We start from the raw sequence: 15,960 nt of genomic DNA, 5'->3' as shown, positions 1-15,960 counted from the left end.
GAACCACTATTACTTGCAATCAATGCCTTGCCTAAATCGCTTTTAATTCCAACTGAAACTCGCATCTTGAGGTGGTTTGGGTATAAAATACAGAATCATTTTATGAGGCTGTTATGATTTCAAAAAACCAACTGAAACTAATTCGTGCATTAGGTCAAAAGAAATACCGTAAGCAATATAACCAGTACCTTGTTCAAGGCGAAAAAAATGTACTTGAATTACTAAACAGTGGTTTAAGTATTGCTCATATATTTGCGACTCCTGCATTTATTTCTGCGCATCAAACAGCACTTGCAGCCCATCAAGTCATTGAAGCAGACGAAGACAGCCTAACCAAAGCCAGTACGCTTGTTAGTAACAACGCAGCCATTGCTGTTGTTGATATGCCAAGTCAGCAAGCATTACCAACATCAGGACTTATTTTAGCCCTTGATGGTGTGTCGGATCCGGGTAATTTAGGTACCATTATTCGTGTTGCTGATTGGTATGGTATTAAGCATATTGTTACCAGCACTGACAGTGCGGATGCTTATAACCCGAAAACCATCAGCGCAACCATGGGTTCATTTGCTCGCGTGTGTGTCTCACAAACCGACTTAACCAGTTACTTACCTAGTTTAAACCTTCCTGTGTATGGCGCATTTTTAGAAGGTGAGAACATTCACAAAACTGCTCTTAAGCAAGATGCCGTATTACTCATGGGCAGTGAATCCCATGGTATTCGTGCTGATTGCGAAAGCTTAGTTACTGATAAAATCACTATTCCGGCTTATGGCCAAGCAGAATCGCTTAATGTAGCAATGGCAACGGGTATTATTTTAGATAATTTTAAGCGCCACGCTTAACCTTTTACCCTAAAATGGGTTAAATTGAAGAATAACAATAAAAATCGGTAAAACAATTAGATGCGCTTAAGCACCATAAAATTAGCGGGTTTCAAATCGTTTGTTGAACCCACTAAGATCCCATTTCCTGATCAGATGACATGTGTTGTCGGCCCGAACGGCTGTGGCAAATCAAATGTCATTGATGCAGTGCGTTGGGTGCTAGGTGAAAGCTCAGCTAAAAACTTACGTGGCGATGCCATGACCGATGTTATTTTTAACGGCTCAACTAATCGAAAACCTATTTCGCAAGCCTCTGTTGAGTTGGTGTTTGATAACACCAGTGGCCATCTACCGAATACCTTTGCTGATCGAAACCAAGTGGCGATCAAGCGCTTAGTGACCCGAGATGGTCAGTCAATTTATTTTCTAAATGGTAGTAAATGCCGTAAGCGTGATATTACCGATATCTTCTTAGGTACAGGTCTTGGCCCGCGCAGCTATGCGATTATAGAGCAGGGCATGATCTCGCGTTTAATTGAGAGCAAACCAGCTGATTTACGAGTTTTTTTAGAAGAAGCAGCTGGCGTTTCAAAATACAAAGAGCGTCGTCGTGAAACGCAAACCCGCATTAAAAGCACCCGCGAAAACCTTGAACGTTTGCTCGATGTAAGGCAAGAGTTACAAACACAGCTCGATAAGCTTGCAGTGCAATCAGTCGATGCAAAAAAGTACCGAGAACTAAAAGCTACTGAGCGCACCTTAAAAGGACAAATTGCGGTCTTAAAGTGGCAGAAGCTACACCAGCAACAAATCGATAAAGCCGAGCAAATCAATAAACTTAAAGAGCAAATCCAGTTCTTTAAAGAAGCGCATTCTGGCCATGATGATGTGTTAGCAAGTCTTGAAAATCAGGTGCAACTTGAGCAGCAAAAATTGCAAGATGCTCAGCAGGCTCAGCATCAAACACACACTGAGTTAACCCGCAAAGAGCAGCAACAGATTAGCCTAAAGCAGCAACAACAAACACTTAGCCAAAACCTTATCAAACAGCAACAACTGCAGTTACAAAACAAAGAGCTGCAAGAAGAGCAACATGCATCGGCTGTAATGTTACAAGAGCTGCTACAAGAAGCGATTGAGCAAAGTTTACTGTGCGCTGAGCAAGTTGCAGAGGTAGAGCAACAAGTTGCTGAACAACATCAGTATAAACAAAGTGCTGATGAGCAATACCAAAGCACCTTACAAAAAAATCAAACTCATGCTAGTGATATTAATGTTGCAAAGAGTCAACAGGCTCACTTTGCACAGACTCTTGCGCAACTTGAATCTCAGCAGGCACAACTTGCCGCTGAAATTAGTGAGCTTGAAGCAACTCCTGTTGCAGCGCAAATTGCTGAGCAACAACAGCATATTCAAACACTGACTAAAGAGCTTGCTCAGCAGCAAAGTGCGCTTAATAAGCTCACTCAGAATCTAGAACAAGCTGATAAAGAGCAACAGCATTTAGAGCAAGATTTTAGACGGGTTCAACAGCATAGTAATGAAAACAAAGCCAGTATTGCAGCGCTTAACTCTTTGTTATCAGAGCAAACCGACAGCGAAAGTGTCTCTCTATTGGCGCAGTTAAAGGTGGCTTCTGGCTTTGAGCCGCTAATTGAACAAGCCCTACTTGGCCTTGAGCATCTAAAGGTCAGTCAACATAAAGAGGCTAACAGTGTTTGGCCTGCTAATGAGTGTGCGGCTGTGCCAAAAGAGTCATTAGCTAATTATATCGAATCGGGTGCTTACCCTGATTTATTAGCACGGTTTGCATTTCAACCTTGTTTTGATGACGCTATTTTGGCGGATCCATATTGGCTGGCAGTGATTGATGAAGAAGGCTGTATTCATGGTCGTAACTTTCACACCGATGCCAATAAAGACGCCGACAATTCTTTGCTTTTAAAGCATGCTCAGCTTAGCGATGCACAGCAGTTAGATGAAGAGCTCAACGAGCAATTAGAAACCAAGCAGCAATTGCTAAACGAGCATCTAGCACATAAGAAAACGCTCATCGTTGACAAAGAGCAACACAGAGAGCGAATTCACCAAGCGGCTCAGCAGATTGCATCGGCTAGCACTCGACGCGATATGTTGCTTGAGCAGCAAACGCAGTGGCAAAACCAGCTTGTTAAGTTACAACAGCGTGAAACCTTACTGGCTGAGCAAAAGCAAAATGCCGATGAGCAGCAACAAGCCCAGCAGAGTTTACTTGAGCAATTGCTAGAACAGCAATTAACGCTGGAAACAGAACTCGAGCAGGCTAAACAACGACAAACTGAGGCAAATAACAACTATCGCCAAGTTGCGTCTCAGCTTGAGCAATATAAAACGCAGGCTCACCAAGCAAATTTGGCTGAACAAAAAGCTCGCAGTGAGTGTCAACTTAGCGAAACCAAATTGCAACACGCCAATGCCGCCCAAAGTGCTGCAAGTGAGGCTGTGTTAGAACTTAATGAGCAACTAGAAGAGTTAGTGATCCCGCTTGAAGAGGTGGCAGAGCAAATCATGCTATTGCTTGAAAAGCATCAACAAAGTGACGTTGAGCTGAAAAACTTGCAAGCGGCCTTGAGTCAAGCTAAAAAGGAGCTTGCTGATAAGCAAACAGCGCTGAAATCGTCGCAATCTGAGTTGGTTACGTTACAAGAGCAGTTGCAAGCATTGGCACTGGATGAGCAAAGTTTAATCGTTAAAGCACAAGCCGCTTTAGAGCCACTTGAAGAACTGGAACAAAATTTAAAAACAGTACTTGAAGAACTGCCTGACAGTGCCAATTTAAATAGTATGCAAGCTATGTTGACTAAAACCACCCAAGCTTTAAATGAGCTTGGCGCAGTAAACTTAGCAGCAATTGATGAATTTGAGCAGGCCAAGCAGCGTAGTGATTATTTAAATCAGCAGCTTGATGATTTAACACAAGCGTTAAATACCCTTGAAGGGGCGATTCAAAAAATTGACCGAGAAACAAAAAATCGTTTTAAGGCCACGTTTGAACAAGTAAATACAGACTTTGGGGAATTATTCCCGAAAGTGTTTGGCGGTGGTAGTGCCTACCTTGAATTGACCAGTGATGATCTACTCGAAAGTGGGGTAAGCATCATGGCAAGGCCACCAGGCAAGAAAAATTCGACAATTCACCTGCTTAGTGGTGGAGAAAAAGCGCTGACCGCATTATCATTAGTGTTTTCAATATTCAGGCTCAATCCAGCTCCATTCTGTATGCTAGATGAAGTGGATGCGCCATTGGATGATGCAAACGTGGGTCGTTTTTGCCGTTTGGTAGAAGAGATGTCACAATCAGTACAATTTATTTATATCAGTCATAACAAGATTGCCATGGAAATGGCAGGCAGATTGACCGGTGTAACTATGGCTGAACCGGGTGTTTCACGAATGGTTGCTGTAGATATAGAACAAGCTGTGCAAATGGCACATGCATAAATTTAGTTAGGCATATCAAATAATAAAGGTGAGGGGATGGCCGAAGAATTAAGATGGGCTTTAATCGTAATCAGTGTATTTGTCATTGGTGGTTTATTAATTCACGGCTTATGGTCGGTGCGTAAAAAGGACAGTCCAGATGCGCCAGCGCAAGAACGGGTCGAACCGAATGAAACAACTTCTGAGATATCAGAGCCTGCTCCAGTTCAGTCGCAAGAACGTGACGAGCCTGAGTTTGGAGATTTAAGCTTTTCCGCGCAACATAATGATGAACCCGTTGTTTCAGATGAGATTTCAGAATCACCTGAAGCAGAGCAGACTGAAACTGACGAAGAGCAAGAAGCACAGCCACCAACTGACTTCATTATTGTGCATTTGCAGATGCCTGAAGATGCAGTTATGAATGGCAGCCAGCTATTGCCAGCCGTTAATATGTTAGGCTTTAAGTATTCTGAAGAGGGCTTTTTTAACCGCCATTTAGACCCTGCTGGTACAGGTCCAGTGTTATTTCGTTTAGTGAATATGTATAACCCAGGTACGTTTGATATCGATAACATGGAGCAGTTTAGTACCGCGGGTATCAGTTTATTTATGACCTTACCATGTGATGGTGACGGTTTAAGTGCATTTAATATGTTGCACAGTGCAGCTAAAAAACTAGCTGATGAATTTGGTGCGACTATTTTAGATAGCAACCGTGAAGAGATGACGGTTGAAAGCGTACGTGAATATGTTGAGAAAGTTCGCAGCTTCTCAGCTTAATCGCACGCACAGATAATAAGTTTTAGGCCACTTGGCGTTAAGTCGTCTAAGTGGCTTTTTTATGTAGATTTTTGAGGTTTTCATGTCCAGCCCTATCTTTGAGCAAATTAGCCAACTTCGAGCCCAGTTAGAAGAGCATAACCATAATTATTATGTGCTGGATGCACCAAGCATTCCTGATGCTGAATATGACCGTTTAATGCGTGAATTATGCGCTCTTGAGCAAGCTAATCCAGAGTTCCAAAGCCCTGACTCGCCATCACAAAAAGTTGGTGGTGCTGCACTTGATAAGTTTGAGCAAGTCACTCACCAAGTACCTATGCTGTCACTTGATAATGCGTTTTCTGAAGAGGAGTTTGCTGCCTTTAATCGCCGTATTAAAGAACGTTTAATGAACAGCAGTGAGTTAACTTTTTGTTGTGAGCCAAAGCTTGATGGCCTTGCGGTATCGATTATTTACCGTGACGGTGTGTTAGTGCAAGCAGCTACCCGTGGTGATGGCATGGTGGGTGAAAACATCACCCAAAACGTGAAAACAATACGTAATGTGCCGCTTAAGTTACGCGGCGATGACTTCCCGTCAGAGCTTGAAGTACGCGGTGAAGTATTTATGGATAGTGCCGGGTTTGCCAAGCTTAACAGTGAAGCCGACAAACGTGGCGAGAAAGTATTTGTAAACCCGCGCAATGCTGCTGCAGGTAGCTTACGCCAGCTTGATTCTAAAGTAACAGCAAAACGCCCGCTGATGTTTTACGCTTACAGTACAGGGCTTGTTGCGGATGGTCAGTTACCAGAAGATCATTACCAACAGCTTGCTAAACTGACAGATTGGGGTTTACCACTTTGCCCAGAAACTAAACTGGTTGAAGGACAGCAAGCTGCACTTGATTATTACCAAGACATTTTAGCACGTCGTAGTGAGCTGGCTTACGAAATTGACGGTGTGGTAATTAAAGTAAACGACAAAAAGCTGCAAGAGCGTTTAGGCTTTGTGGCACGTGCGCCGCGCTGGGCTATTGCCTTTAAATTTCCTGCACAAGAAGAAATCACACAATTACTTGATGTTGAGTTTCAGGTAGGCCGTACTGGCGCAATTACGCCTGTTGCACGTTTAGAGCCGGTATTTGTGGGAGGCGTGACCGTGTCTAACGCAACGCTTCATAACGGCGATGAAATTGCCCGTTTAGGCGTTAAAATTGGCGATACAGTAATTATTCGCCGAGCAGGTGATGTTATCCCGCAAATTACCCAAGTTGTGCTTGAGCGCCGTCCTGAAGACGCCAAAGATATTGTTTTCCCTGCTACATGCCCAATTTGTGAGTCACATGTGGAACGCATTGAAGGTGAAGCGGTTGCCCGTTGTACAGGTGGCTTAGTTTGCCAAGCGCAGCGTAAGCAAGCCATTAAGCACTTTGCGTCACGTAAAGCGCTTGATATTGATGGGCTAGGCGACAAGATTGTTGATCAGCTTGTTGACCGTGAGCTTATCAAAACACCTGCTGATTTATTTACCCTTAAACAAGGTCATTTTGAATCACTTGAGCGAATGGGCCCTAAGTCTGCTAAGAACTTAGTTAACGCGCTGCAAGAAGCTAAGCAAACAACATTAGCTAAATTCTTATATTCGTTAGGTATTCGCGAGGTTGGTGAAGCAACAGCGCAAAACCTAGCAAACCATTTTTTAACCCTAGAAAAAATCACCCAAGCAAGTGTTGATGCGTTAACTGAAGTAAGCGACGTAGGTGAAATTGTTGCCAAGCATGTTCGTGGCTTTTTTACTGAAGAGCATAATATGGACGTGGTTAACGCGCTAATTGAGCAAGGTATTAACTGGCCCGCGCTAACAGCCCCAAGTGCCGATGCGCAGCCATTAGCGGGCTTAACTTACGTACTGACCGGCACATTGAGTGAGCTTAACCGTAATGATGCAAAAGCACGTTTACAAGCGTTAGGTGCGAAAGTGTCGGGCAGTGTTTCGGCGAAAACAGATGCACTGATCGCGGGCGAAAAAGCGGGCTCAAAATTAACCAAAGCACAAGATTTAGGCATTGATGTATTAACAGAGGCAGACCTCATTGCGCTTTTAAGTGAGCACAATGGATAGTTTATTGCAGGCATTGTCGTCAGTTGCTTTAACAATCGGCAGTTGGCTACAACCACACCTTTACAATATTTCATTATTGCTGGTGGTGTGTTTTATATCCTTGTATGCAAACGACATTATTAAAGTGACCAAGCGCTTTGTGGCGCGTCGTCACTTTATTATTCGTGTGCTTTGCTTTGTGCTGGTCACAGGGTTTGGTATGGGCTTACTTGTGGTGTTTGTGACTCCTTTTTTAAGTAAATTGCTAATGCTACTCGGTGTTAAATGGCTGGCGCTTACACTTACAGCAGCCTTTTTGCTACTTGGCATCATTGCTGATAAGAAGAACCAAATATGAATCGCTACGGCCCAGAATACTGGGATAAACACGGCACTTACCGGACGCCTGTAGCGTTCCACTTAACCTTACTTGTGCTTTTGCGTAGTTATTTTATTTGGCTGATGGCGGCGCTGAGTCGTCGCCCTGATCTAGATATCATGTCGTTGTTCTTTAAATCGAAAAGCGATTTTTTTACAGCCATTGCCATTGCTGCGATTGCTTTATTACCTGCGGTGATCTTTTGCTTGCGCCGGCCACAAGAAAACGCAGATAGTGCAAAACGTTTTGCGTCGATTTGGCGTTATATGCGCTGGCCATTAATTCTATGTGCAATCACAGATTTAAGTTGGTTAACCTATCAGGCTGCACACAGCCACTATCAGTTTTCGTTGTTCTTAGCTTGCCAAATGGTACTGGTGTTATGGGTACTGTTATATTTATTAAAAAGCAGATACTTGTCTGTCTTTTTCAATGATTGGCCAGATCCAATAACAAAAAAATAGGGCAGCAATATGTTGGGAATTAATAAGCTTTTAGCAAAAATCTCATTTACTATCGCATTCGTATTAATCGCTATATGGGTATTTACGCCACTTTGGCACAGTGCTGCATTTTCATTGTTTGTGATGTTATGGGGCTTTATAACACTATCAAGCATTTATCGAGTGACGCCGCTATTTGTAGCGCGTAACCCCATTACTGACTTATTAAAACGCGATGTTAATCAGCTAGCACTCATTAGCCTTTCTGGGCTGTTTGATTTTAAACGCAAGGCTGAGTTTGTGTTAATTGGTCAAATTAAGCAGATTGAAGTGGGTGAAGGTATTATCCATATTACTGACGTCAACGGACAAAAAAGCACAGCAGTATTGAGTGTTAGTAGTGACAAAATTAATAGCCATTTATCGCAACTGCTTTCTGAGCGCGAACGTGCGCAAATAGATATCCGTTTACAAGCGAATTAATGCCACTTGCTCTTGGCTGTGCTTGTGATGTACTGTGCAATAGTTGTATTCAACCTTGAGGGAGCACTATGTTAACTTGGCAAGATATTTTAGAGTTTGCCCATAACGGTAACCCAACACCTCCGCGTCGAGTCGAAAAGTCACCATCTGAGTGGCAAGCTGAGCTCGAACAAGATGCATTCTATGTTACTCGTTTAAAAGGGACTGAGCGTCCGCACAGCTCTGATTCATGTACGATATTTGAACCTGGTCAATATGCCTGCGTCTGTTGCAACAATTTATTATTTGATGGTGATGAAAAGTTCGACAGTGGCACTGGTTGGCCGTCATTTACTCAGCCTAGCAGTGTTGAAAGCATTGCTTATGTAGCTGACTCTAGCCATGGTATGCAGCGTATTGAAGCGATTTGCAATGTCTGTGACGCGCATTTGGGCCATGTATTTCCTGATGGCCCAGCGCCTAGTGGTCTGCGCTATTGCATGAATGCCATAGCGATGAAAAAACGTGATTAATCTAAATACTGTGCGATGATAAAAATAAGGTGCTCACGGTAAATTGGCTTGCTAATAATGTAGTCAGTCAAAATACTTGATTGCACCTTATCATCCCTTATCGCTGAAGCCGTTACCGCGATTATTGGAATATGTTTAAAACGATCATCACTGCGAATTAACTGGCTTGCCTCTAATCCACCCATTACCGGCATTTTTAAATCCATTATGATAAGGTCAGGTTGGTTTTGCTCAATTTTCATTAGAGCATCTTCACCATTAATAGCTGTATCTATCGTAAAGCTCCAGCGTGATAAGAAGGATTCTAAATATTCCCGGTTGTAAGGAATATCATCAACAATCAAAATGCGCGCTGGATTAAAATGATAGCTTGATATAGCAGGGTAATTACGATGTTCAACTTCGTTTTTAGATTCGGCTAATTCAACATTCGGTATCGACACAATAAATTCACTGCCTCGATCTTTTTCGCTGATCACCGATAATTCTCCACCCATTAACTTGATAAAGCGCAATGAAATAGCTAAGCCAAGTCCTGTGCCACCAAACTCAGAGCTACGTTGCCCTTGTACTTGCTCAAAATCATTAAAAATGAGCTCTTGTTGATCACTAGGAATGCCTTTACCTGTGTCTTTAACATGTACTTTAATATCAATATGGCTATTGTCATTATGCGCTTTAAAATCAAAAAACACTTTTACACTACCTTGCGAGGTGAATTTAATAGCATTACCGATTAAGTTTGTTAGTACTTGACGAAGTTTATTACTGTCTAGCAGCACAGGTGTTGTTAGATCAGGATGAGCAGTAACTTGTAACTCAAGATCTTTCTGAGCGCTTAATTGTAAGAACATCATGTTGAGTTCGTGACACATGGTAGGGATCTCAACTCGATCAATATCAAGTTGCATTTTACCGGCATCCACTTTTGATAAATCAAGAATATCGTTCAATACGTTAAGTAATGAGTTACCCGATATTGAAATAGCTTCTAGATAACGACGCTTATTTTTATCAGTTTCACTGTCTTGTAATAATTGGCTAAAGCCCAATACGGCATTAAGTGGTGTTCTTAATTCATGCGACATATTAGCTAAAAAGCGGCTCTTAGCTTGATTCGATTGCTCAGCTTGCTCTTTAGCATCAAGATACTCTTGGGTGCGTTTAGCAACGGTTTCTTCAAGTAAGCTATGTTGCTCATGCATACTATTGATTTGTTGCCTAACTGCAGCACGCATCATTTTAAAACCACTTGCAAGAGTACCAATTTCGTCTTGGCTTTTAATATTTATAGGGCAATTTAAATCACCTGTGGTCACTGCATGCGAAAACTCGACTAGCTGCTCAATGGGCTGCAAAATGATTCTTCGAATAATGATGTAAGCAATGATGAGCGCTGTGAGTAAGTATATCGCAAATAATGAAACAGCATTGCTGATGATAGCTTTTGTCTTTGCAGCTAAGTCAGTATCTGAAAAACTAACAATCACGTAGCCAATATTTTCGTTTTGGTAACTATTAATGGGGACCGAAACTACATATTGTTCATCCAGTGGAATGATTGTGTTTAGTGCAGGGTTCAATTGCTTCAGGATTTGCTGGTTAGTTTCTAAAGTATCAACCTTACTGTTATCAGGGTGTGCAGCAATAAAGTTATTTTGATCGATAAAGTAAATAGTTTTGAGATCATCAAATGTATTATTTTTTAGAATATTTTTTAAGGAGATACCTTGAACTTTCATCACCCAACTACCGACACTATTATCTTTCGTTAGCTTTTTTATCTCTGACAGCATAGGGGACACAATAGCATCTGCTTTTTCACTCATGTTTAGAAGTGTTTGTTCTTTTAACTCCATCACATGCAATGAGGTACTCGCCCCTAAAATGAGGGTAATGGTGAATCCGATTATCATCAGAATTTTGTGGGCAATGCTTATCCTCATTGCTAGTTTTCACTCCTTGACTTGAATGTGTGCATTGTTTCATTAATTTTTTTATCAGTTGTTTTAATTGTTTGGTTTATATCTGCACCATAGAATATTTGGCTAAATGCTTGCGAGATAATTTCACCAATGACAGGGAACTCTACCATTCCAGCTTGTAGGCGATCAGCTGTGGCATGATCAAATACCCACAACATTGTAGTATTAAACCCGGGTTTATTTACCAAGGTAAACAACTTTTCGTGCCACACTTTTTTTCTGGGAGGGGAGCCGCCAGTACTAAGTAGCGATGACGTTTGCTCGCTTGTCGCCCATTGAATAAAAAGCCAAGCCGCAGTTTTTTTGTTGGACTTGCTATTTATAGCAAACGCCCATGCCCAAGGGGAGGTTTCTCTTGCTATGGGACCTTTGGGCAAAGGGGCTGCTTCCCATTTATTCCAAATATTAGACTCTTCAGCTGTGTCTATTTCATTGTAAAAATGGGAAGCTAAAAATGCGGATGCCAGCTTACCTTGTTTAAATAAGCGGCGGATTTCATAAAAGTGCAGCAAGCGGCTATTATCAGGATTTCCATACCCTGTCGCTAAATCTCGGTACACTCTTAGACTCTGCGCTGTTTCAGTGCTATTAAACACAGACATATTTTGCTCATCGATAACTTGTGCCCCGTATGCACGCATTACTGGCAAAACTGTCCAGGTGTTTAGCCCCGCACCTGGCAATGTGCGCGCCGCAAATGCATGCATTCCAATAAGATCTGGAGTTGCATCAATAGCGCGTTGTAACTTTATCTTTGTAGCGTAGAGCTCTTCATAAGTATCAGGTACTTTAAGGTTAAACCGTTCAAATAGATCTTTTCTGTAAAAATAGATTGGCGCCGAAAAATCAAAGGGCAATGAATACAAAATATCATTGATCTTACATAGTGCTAAGCTTCGATCACTAATGTCGTCTAGCTGATACCATGTTTTATCAGTTATCTTGGGATTATCTAAATAGGGCTGAAGAGGCTCTATCCAACCTTGGCTTTGCGCTTCTCCTAAAAAAGTAATTCCCATAGGCAATACATCGTACAAGCCTAAGCCTTCACTCAAATCTTGATGGCGGCGCGCTCGCATTTGTGATTGTTCTAAGGCATGAAAGCCAACCGAGATCCCCGTGAGTTGTTCAAATAATGGAATATAAGGCTTTAACGCTGTGAATGCTGGTTGTTCGTCTGCAAGAATATTTATATGACTTCCGGCTTCACTGCGCCAATCTATGTTTGCTTGTTGCCAGTAATGCAGTGTAGAGGAAGCAAAACTGTTGGCACTGTAAAAAAAAATCGCTGCTGTAATAAAAGGCTTGATAAGTTTTGACAAACGCGGTGCCATCTTTCGGTTACTCCGTTAACTTAATATTTAACTTATCAGCTTGTGCTTTAATTTTTTCAAATCGTATTGCTTGCTCATATTCGAGCTCTTGGCTAGCAAGTAAAGTAAAGCATTTTCTAGCAAGTGATAAATTAAAAGATTGGCCTTGATTATTAGTATCGAACAAACATTGTAATAAATTAAGTGCGATGCTGGCATTTTTGGGCATAACCCTAAATGCTTGCGTAAAGGCTTCAAGAGCTGTATTGAGTTGTCCTTTATTAAACTGGGTTACTGCATGGTTGTTAAGCTCTTTAGGGCCTAACTTGATATCTCGACGTTCTGTTTGTTGCTGTTGAATATATCTTAAATAAACAGGATCACTGACAGATGGGTGACGTTCGCAATGGTCAATAATTTGGTTAAACAGCCTTTGCGCTTTTTGATGAAAGCCTAATTCATGGAATGCTTTGGCTTTGTCGAGGGCACCATCAACAGAACGAATTTGTGTATCACTCTCATCAAGTTGATTGATAAGCGCTTTTGCTTTTTGGTGTTCATCTTTTAAGTAATGTAATCGAGCATTTAGTACATCAATTTGAGTTTGATTATTACTATTGGGAAATTGCTTTTTTAAATCATTTAAATATTGATTAGTCTGCCTAGATATTCGGTTTATCTGATCGCTTTGATCAGTCGTTAGCGCAAAATCGATACCTGCGCGCGCCGCATTAAGGTAAATATCAGGATGATCATGAATAGAAAATTTTGCGTAAGTCGCAATATCTTTTTGTGTTAAATAGTTCTTTTCATAATCATGATTAAGTAAGGATACATGGCTCAAAGCTTTTTGACGGTTAATGTTACGTGGTGCAATATCAACAGCTTGGCTAATTAGTTGTTGAGCTTCATCATACTTATTAAGTTTAATTTCTAGTCGGCTTAGCAGGTCCAGAGCAACTAAACGAGTTTCACTGCGTTGTAACATCGTTTTCAACATTCTCTGTGCAAGTGAATGCTCATTACATGCAATCAAAGCTTCAACTAAGCCTACCTTTGCCCAAGTGAATTTTTGAATATCAAGAACAGATTTAAAAAAGGTTTTAGCTTCTTCATTACGTTTTAGTCGAAGTAGGGCATCGCCTTTAAGTCTAAGTAAAATAGCACTAAAACTATGGCTTTTGTTTTGTAATAATTCGTCGATCTTTTTTATTGCTTTTGAATCGTTCTCGTCATCAATAAGTTGATATACCTGATGTAAATTATTTTTTCGCATCAGTACTTTTTCGATACGATTTTTTAATTCATTGATAGTGAAAGGTTTAACAAGGAAATCATCAGGTTGCAGCTCTAAGACACTGTGTACAAGAGAGCCACTTGTTTCAGCAGAAATAAAAATAAAGCCAGTGGAGTTTTTAATCAGGCGCTTCATTTTCAGCTCTTCATATAGCTGATAGCCATCTTGTTGCTTACTCAGATTAAAAGAGCAAACAATTAGATCAAATTGCTCTATTTGGCACTGCTCTTTTGCTGAGTTGGCATGCTCTGCAAAACGTAACTGACGAAACCCCAACCCCTCTAATGATTGTTTCATATAGCTTTGAGCAAGTGGTTGCTCTTCGACTATTAAAATTTTAGCGTTCGAAAAAATCTTTGCAGGCATTAGACTTGCGACCGAGTGACATTAACAGTGACTATAATAGACAGTCTAGCTGCTGACAAGGCAAATTACAGCTTTTGCAATGATTTAAAGTTTAGCTTTGGGTTATATCAATAAAGGGAGTAGTGAGTGATAGATATTAGAAGTTAGATATTAGAAGTTAGATATTAGAAGTTAGATATTAGAAGCGGTTGTTATATGTGGTGGGTCGTACTGGACTTGAACCAGTGACCCTCGCCTTGTAAGGGCGATGCTCTCCCAACTGAGCTAACGACCCACATATAAATTTTGTTTTTAGATTAAATGGTGGGTCGTACTGGACTTGAACCAGTGACCCTCGCCTTGTAAGGGCGATGCTCTCCCAACTGAGCTAACGACCCATATAATCTTTTTCTTCGCTACCATTTTTAGCTTTTTGCTTTAAAAAGTAAATGGTGGGTCGTACTGGACTTGAACCAGTGACCCTCGCCTTGTAAGGGCGATGCTCTCCCAACTGAGCTAACGACCCGCGAAGATAAATCTAAATGAAATACCATTAATTGAATAATGGTGGGTCGTACTGGACTTGAACCAGTGACCCTCGCCTTGTAAGGGCGATGCTCTCCCAACTGAGCTAACGACCCATTTAGATTTTTGTAATATGAAAGACCATCAAAGTTTATTTAATGGTGGGTCGTACTGGACTTGAACCAGTGACCCTCGCCTTGTAAGGGCGATGCTCTCCCAACTGAGCTAACGACCCATATTACATGCAATATTTCTTAATGGTGGGTCGTACTGGACTTGAACCAGTGACCCTCGCCTTGTAAGGGCGATGCTCTCCCAACTGAGCTAACGACCCATTAAGAAATTAGATATGAAAACCATTATTTTAATAATGGTGGGTCGTACTGGACTTGAACCAGTGACCCTCGCCTTGTAAGGGCGATGCTCTCCCAACTGAGCTAACGACCCATATCTAAAAACAACGTATTGCTGCGTTGTTGTGGGGCGCTATTATAGATAGAGTTGTAAATGTGTCAACACTTGAATGAGTAAAAATGTGTTAGATGCAGCTTTTATAAACAATGACATGGCTTTTAAGCATTTTTTGGCGAACAAATATGCAATTTATATTCATAAGCTTATCTGTAGCGTTGTCATCGTTACTCTTTCTCCTCTAATTTAACTGAACTCGATGTTGTTTTAACGATGCTTGTCATTTTTTAAAACACAACTTATGTTGAATATTAAAACTGAATAACTAAATAGCTGGCAATTTTGCTGTGTTTAAAACCAAAGAGGGCGGGGGGCTCTCCGTTGGGATTTAACCGATAGTTTAGCTAACTTAAATTTGCATATAAATGTATACCTTTTGTAATGTTTAATATCACGTAATGTATACTTAAATCTCGGTATCAGTATTGATAATTGTAAAATTTAGTCAATTCCTTATTATACTGTTCGAAATGTCTGCGTAACGGATTGATATTTAGTCAGCTTGTTGAAATTTAAATCATTTAAATAAAGTTAGATAAAAAACTGTTGACTTTATTTAGGGGGCTGCATAGAATGCGCCCCGCACTCAGCGATACACAGCCAATATTAATTGGTAGTGTGTATGCAAAGTCGGGGCTATAGCTCAGCTGGGAGAGCGCTTCGCTGGCAGCGAAGAGGTCTGCGGTTCGATCCCGCATAGCTCCACCAAATTTGCATAGTGTTTGTCCTAGGGTTGCAGTTTTCTGCGTCCCCATCGTCTAGAGGCCTAGGACACCGCCCTTTCACGGCGGTAACAGGGGTTCGAATCCCCTTGGGGACGCCACTTACTTTTGTAAGTGAGCAATTGCCAAGAAGTTATATATGCTAGTCTCGAGTACTTGCATGTTGATTAAGTAACCTTAGCTCCGATATGAGTAAAACTATCACTTTGTCCTAGTGACACATTTTGTGTCCCCATCGTCTAGAGGCCTAGGACACCGCCCTTTCACGGCGGTAACAGGGGTTCGAATCCCCTTGGGGACGCCACTTATTAAAAGTGTTGTGTTATTAAAAGC

At 41.3% G+C, this 15,960-nt stretch carries 11 protein-coding genes and 10 tRNA genes; 11 read left to right on the top strand and 10 right to left on the bottom strand.

The features are described from left to right. The first annotated feature begins 113 nt into the window (after positions 1-113). The 8 genes from L1264_RS20175 to msrB all read left to right on the top strand — a co-directional run bounded on the left by L1264_RS20175 (position 114) and on the right by msrB (position 8,969). Positions 114-845: an RNA methyltransferase gene (locus L1264_RS20175; RefSeq protein ID WP_194442717.1), complete on the top strand. Its 732-nt coding sequence runs from the start codon at positions 114-116 to the stop codon at positions 843-845. 60 nt (positions 846-905) lie between these two features. Next, a complete protein-coding gene (locus tag L1264_RS20170) occupies positions 906-4,307 on the top strand; it encodes a chromosome segregation SMC family protein (protein ID WP_199527085.1) in 3,402 nt (1,133 codons plus the stop codon). 36 nt (positions 4,308-4,343) lie between these two features. Further along, entirely contained in the window at positions 4,344-5,069 is a 726-nt protein-coding gene (gene zipA / locus L1264_RS20165; RefSeq protein ID WP_199527084.1) for a cell division protein ZipA, read from the top strand. An 82-nt stretch (positions 5,070-5,151) separates the two neighbouring features. Then, on the top strand, positions 5,152-7,173 hold the full coding sequence (ligA, locus tag L1264_RS20160; RefSeq protein WP_235404492.1) for an NAD-dependent DNA ligase LigA: 2,022 nt from the start codon (positions 5,152-5,154) through the stop codon (positions 7,171-7,173). Further along, entirely contained in the window at positions 7,166-7,510 is a 345-nt protein-coding gene (locus tag L1264_RS20155; RefSeq protein ID WP_199527576.1) for a DUF3392 family protein, read from the top strand. The genes ligA and L1264_RS20155 overlap by 8 nt, the downstream gene beginning before the upstream one ends. After that, positions 7,507-7,995, top strand: a complete 489-nt coding sequence (locus tag L1264_RS20150) for a DUF2919 domain-containing protein (protein ID WP_199527575.1) — start codon at positions 7,507-7,509, stop codon at positions 7,993-7,995. Before L1264_RS20155 ends, L1264_RS20150 begins: the two co-directional genes overlap by 4 nt. A gap of 9 nt (positions 7,996-8,004) precedes the next feature. Next, a complete protein-coding gene (locus L1264_RS20145; protein WP_199527574.1) occupies positions 8,005-8,457 on the top strand; it encodes a hypothetical protein in 453 nt (150 codons plus the stop codon). A 68-nt stretch (positions 8,458-8,525) separates the two neighbouring features. Next, a complete protein-coding gene (msrB, locus tag L1264_RS20140; protein ID WP_135925425.1) occupies positions 8,526-8,969 on the top strand; it encodes a peptide-methionine (R)-S-oxide reductase MsrB in 444 nt (147 codons plus the stop codon). Here the strand turns inward: msrB and L1264_RS20135 are convergent. From L1264_RS20135 to L1264_RS20090, 10 genes are all read right to left on the bottom strand, one after another. Further along, complete coding sequence (locus tag L1264_RS20135) at positions 8,966-10,915, bottom strand: ATP-binding protein (RefSeq protein WP_135925422.1); 1,950 nt, start codon at positions 10,913-10,915, stop codon at positions 8,966-8,968. The genes msrB and L1264_RS20135 overlap by 4 nt on opposite strands. A gap of 2 nt (positions 10,916-10,917) precedes the next feature. Beyond that, on the bottom strand, positions 10,918-12,288 hold the full coding sequence (locus L1264_RS20130) for an extracellular solute-binding protein (RefSeq protein ID WP_135925420.1): 1,371 nt from the start codon (positions 12,286-12,288) through the stop codon (positions 10,918-10,920). 7 nt (positions 12,289-12,295) lie between these two features. Then, the gene (locus tag L1264_RS20125; RefSeq protein ID WP_135925417.1) at positions 12,296-13,930 is read right to left on the bottom strand and encodes a tetratricopeptide repeat-containing response regulator; all 1,635 of its coding nucleotides are present in this window, start codon (positions 13,928-13,930) and stop codon (positions 12,296-12,298) included. 198 nt (positions 13,931-14,128) lie between these two features. Then, a tRNA-Val gene (locus L1264_RS20120) sits at positions 14,129-14,204 on the bottom strand. Positions 14,205-14,231: 27 nt separating this feature from the next. Next, positions 14,232-14,307 (bottom strand) — tRNA-Val (locus tag L1264_RS20115). Between the two features lie 52 nt (positions 14,308-14,359). Next, positions 14,360-14,435: transfer RNA gene (locus L1264_RS20110), tRNA-Val, on the bottom strand. A 39-nt stretch (positions 14,436-14,474) separates the two neighbouring features. Beyond that, positions 14,475-14,550 (bottom strand) — tRNA-Val (locus L1264_RS20105). A gap of 43 nt (positions 14,551-14,593) precedes the next feature. Continuing rightward, positions 14,594-14,669, bottom strand: a tRNA-Val gene (locus tag L1264_RS20100). A gap of 23 nt (positions 14,670-14,692) precedes the next feature. Then, a tRNA-Val gene (locus tag L1264_RS20095) sits at positions 14,693-14,768 on the bottom strand. A 37-nt stretch (positions 14,769-14,805) separates the two neighbouring features. After that, positions 14,806-14,881: transfer RNA gene (locus L1264_RS20090), tRNA-Val, on the bottom strand. 656 nt (positions 14,882-15,537) lie between these two features. Between L1264_RS20090 and L1264_RS20085 the strand changes: the two genes are divergently transcribed. From L1264_RS20085 to L1264_RS20075, 3 genes are all read left to right on the top strand, one after another. After that, positions 15,538-15,613, top strand: a tRNA-Ala gene (locus L1264_RS20085). Positions 15,614-15,652: 39 nt separating this feature from the next. Beyond that, positions 15,653-15,728, top strand: a tRNA-Glu gene (locus L1264_RS20080). Between the two features lie 127 nt (positions 15,729-15,855). Continuing rightward, a tRNA-Glu gene (locus L1264_RS20075) sits at positions 15,856-15,931 on the top strand. The last annotated feature ends 29 nt before the right edge of the window (positions 15,932-15,960 follow it).

The sequence above is a fragment of the Pseudoalteromonas sp. APAL1 genome, assembly GCF_021532475.1.
Lineage (GTDB): Bacteria > Pseudomonadota > Gammaproteobacteria > Enterobacterales > Alteromonadaceae > Pseudoalteromonas > Pseudoalteromonas lipolytica_C.
This window is presented reverse-complemented; position numbering and strand designations above follow the sequence as displayed.

Excerpts from the sequence above, each read along its gene's own strand:
- L1264_RS20125 (WP_135925417.1), bottom strand. The coding sequence starts at position 13,930 with ATGCCTGCAAAGATTTTTTCGAACGCTAAAATTTTAATAGTCGAAGAG.
- L1264_RS20175 (WP_194442717.1), top strand. The coding sequence starts at position 114 with ATGATTTCAAAAAACCAACTGAAACTAATTCGTGCATTAGGTCAAAAG.
- L1264_RS20150 (WP_199527575.1), top strand. The coding sequence starts at position 7,507 with ATGAATCGCTACGGCCCAGAATACTGGGATAAACACGGCACTTACCGG.
- L1264_RS20130 (WP_135925420.1), bottom strand. The coding sequence starts at position 12,288 with ATGGCACCGCGTTTGTCAAAACTTATCAAGCCTTTTATTACAGCAGCG.
- L1264_RS20135 (WP_135925422.1), bottom strand. The coding sequence starts at position 10,915 with ATGAGGATAAGCATTGCCCACAAAATTCTGATGATAATCGGATTCACC.
- L1264_RS20155 (WP_199527576.1), top strand. The coding sequence starts at position 7,166 with ATGGATAGTTTATTGCAGGCATTGTCGTCAGTTGCTTTAACAATCGGC.
- L1264_RS20170 (WP_199527085.1), top strand. The coding sequence starts at position 906 with ATGCGCTTAAGCACCATAAAATTAGCGGGTTTCAAATCGTTTGTTGAA.
- ligA (WP_235404492.1), top strand. The coding sequence starts at position 5,152 with ATGTCCAGCCCTATCTTTGAGCAAATTAGCCAACTTCGAGCCCAGTTA.
- zipA (WP_199527084.1), top strand. The coding sequence starts at position 4,344 with ATGGCCGAAGAATTAAGATGGGCTTTAATCGTAATCAGTGTATTTGTC.
- msrB (WP_135925425.1), top strand. The coding sequence starts at position 8,526 with ATGTTAACTTGGCAAGATATTTTAGAGTTTGCCCATAACGGTAACCCA.
- L1264_RS20145 (WP_199527574.1), top strand. The coding sequence starts at position 8,005 with ATGTTGGGAATTAATAAGCTTTTAGCAAAAATCTCATTTACTATCGCA.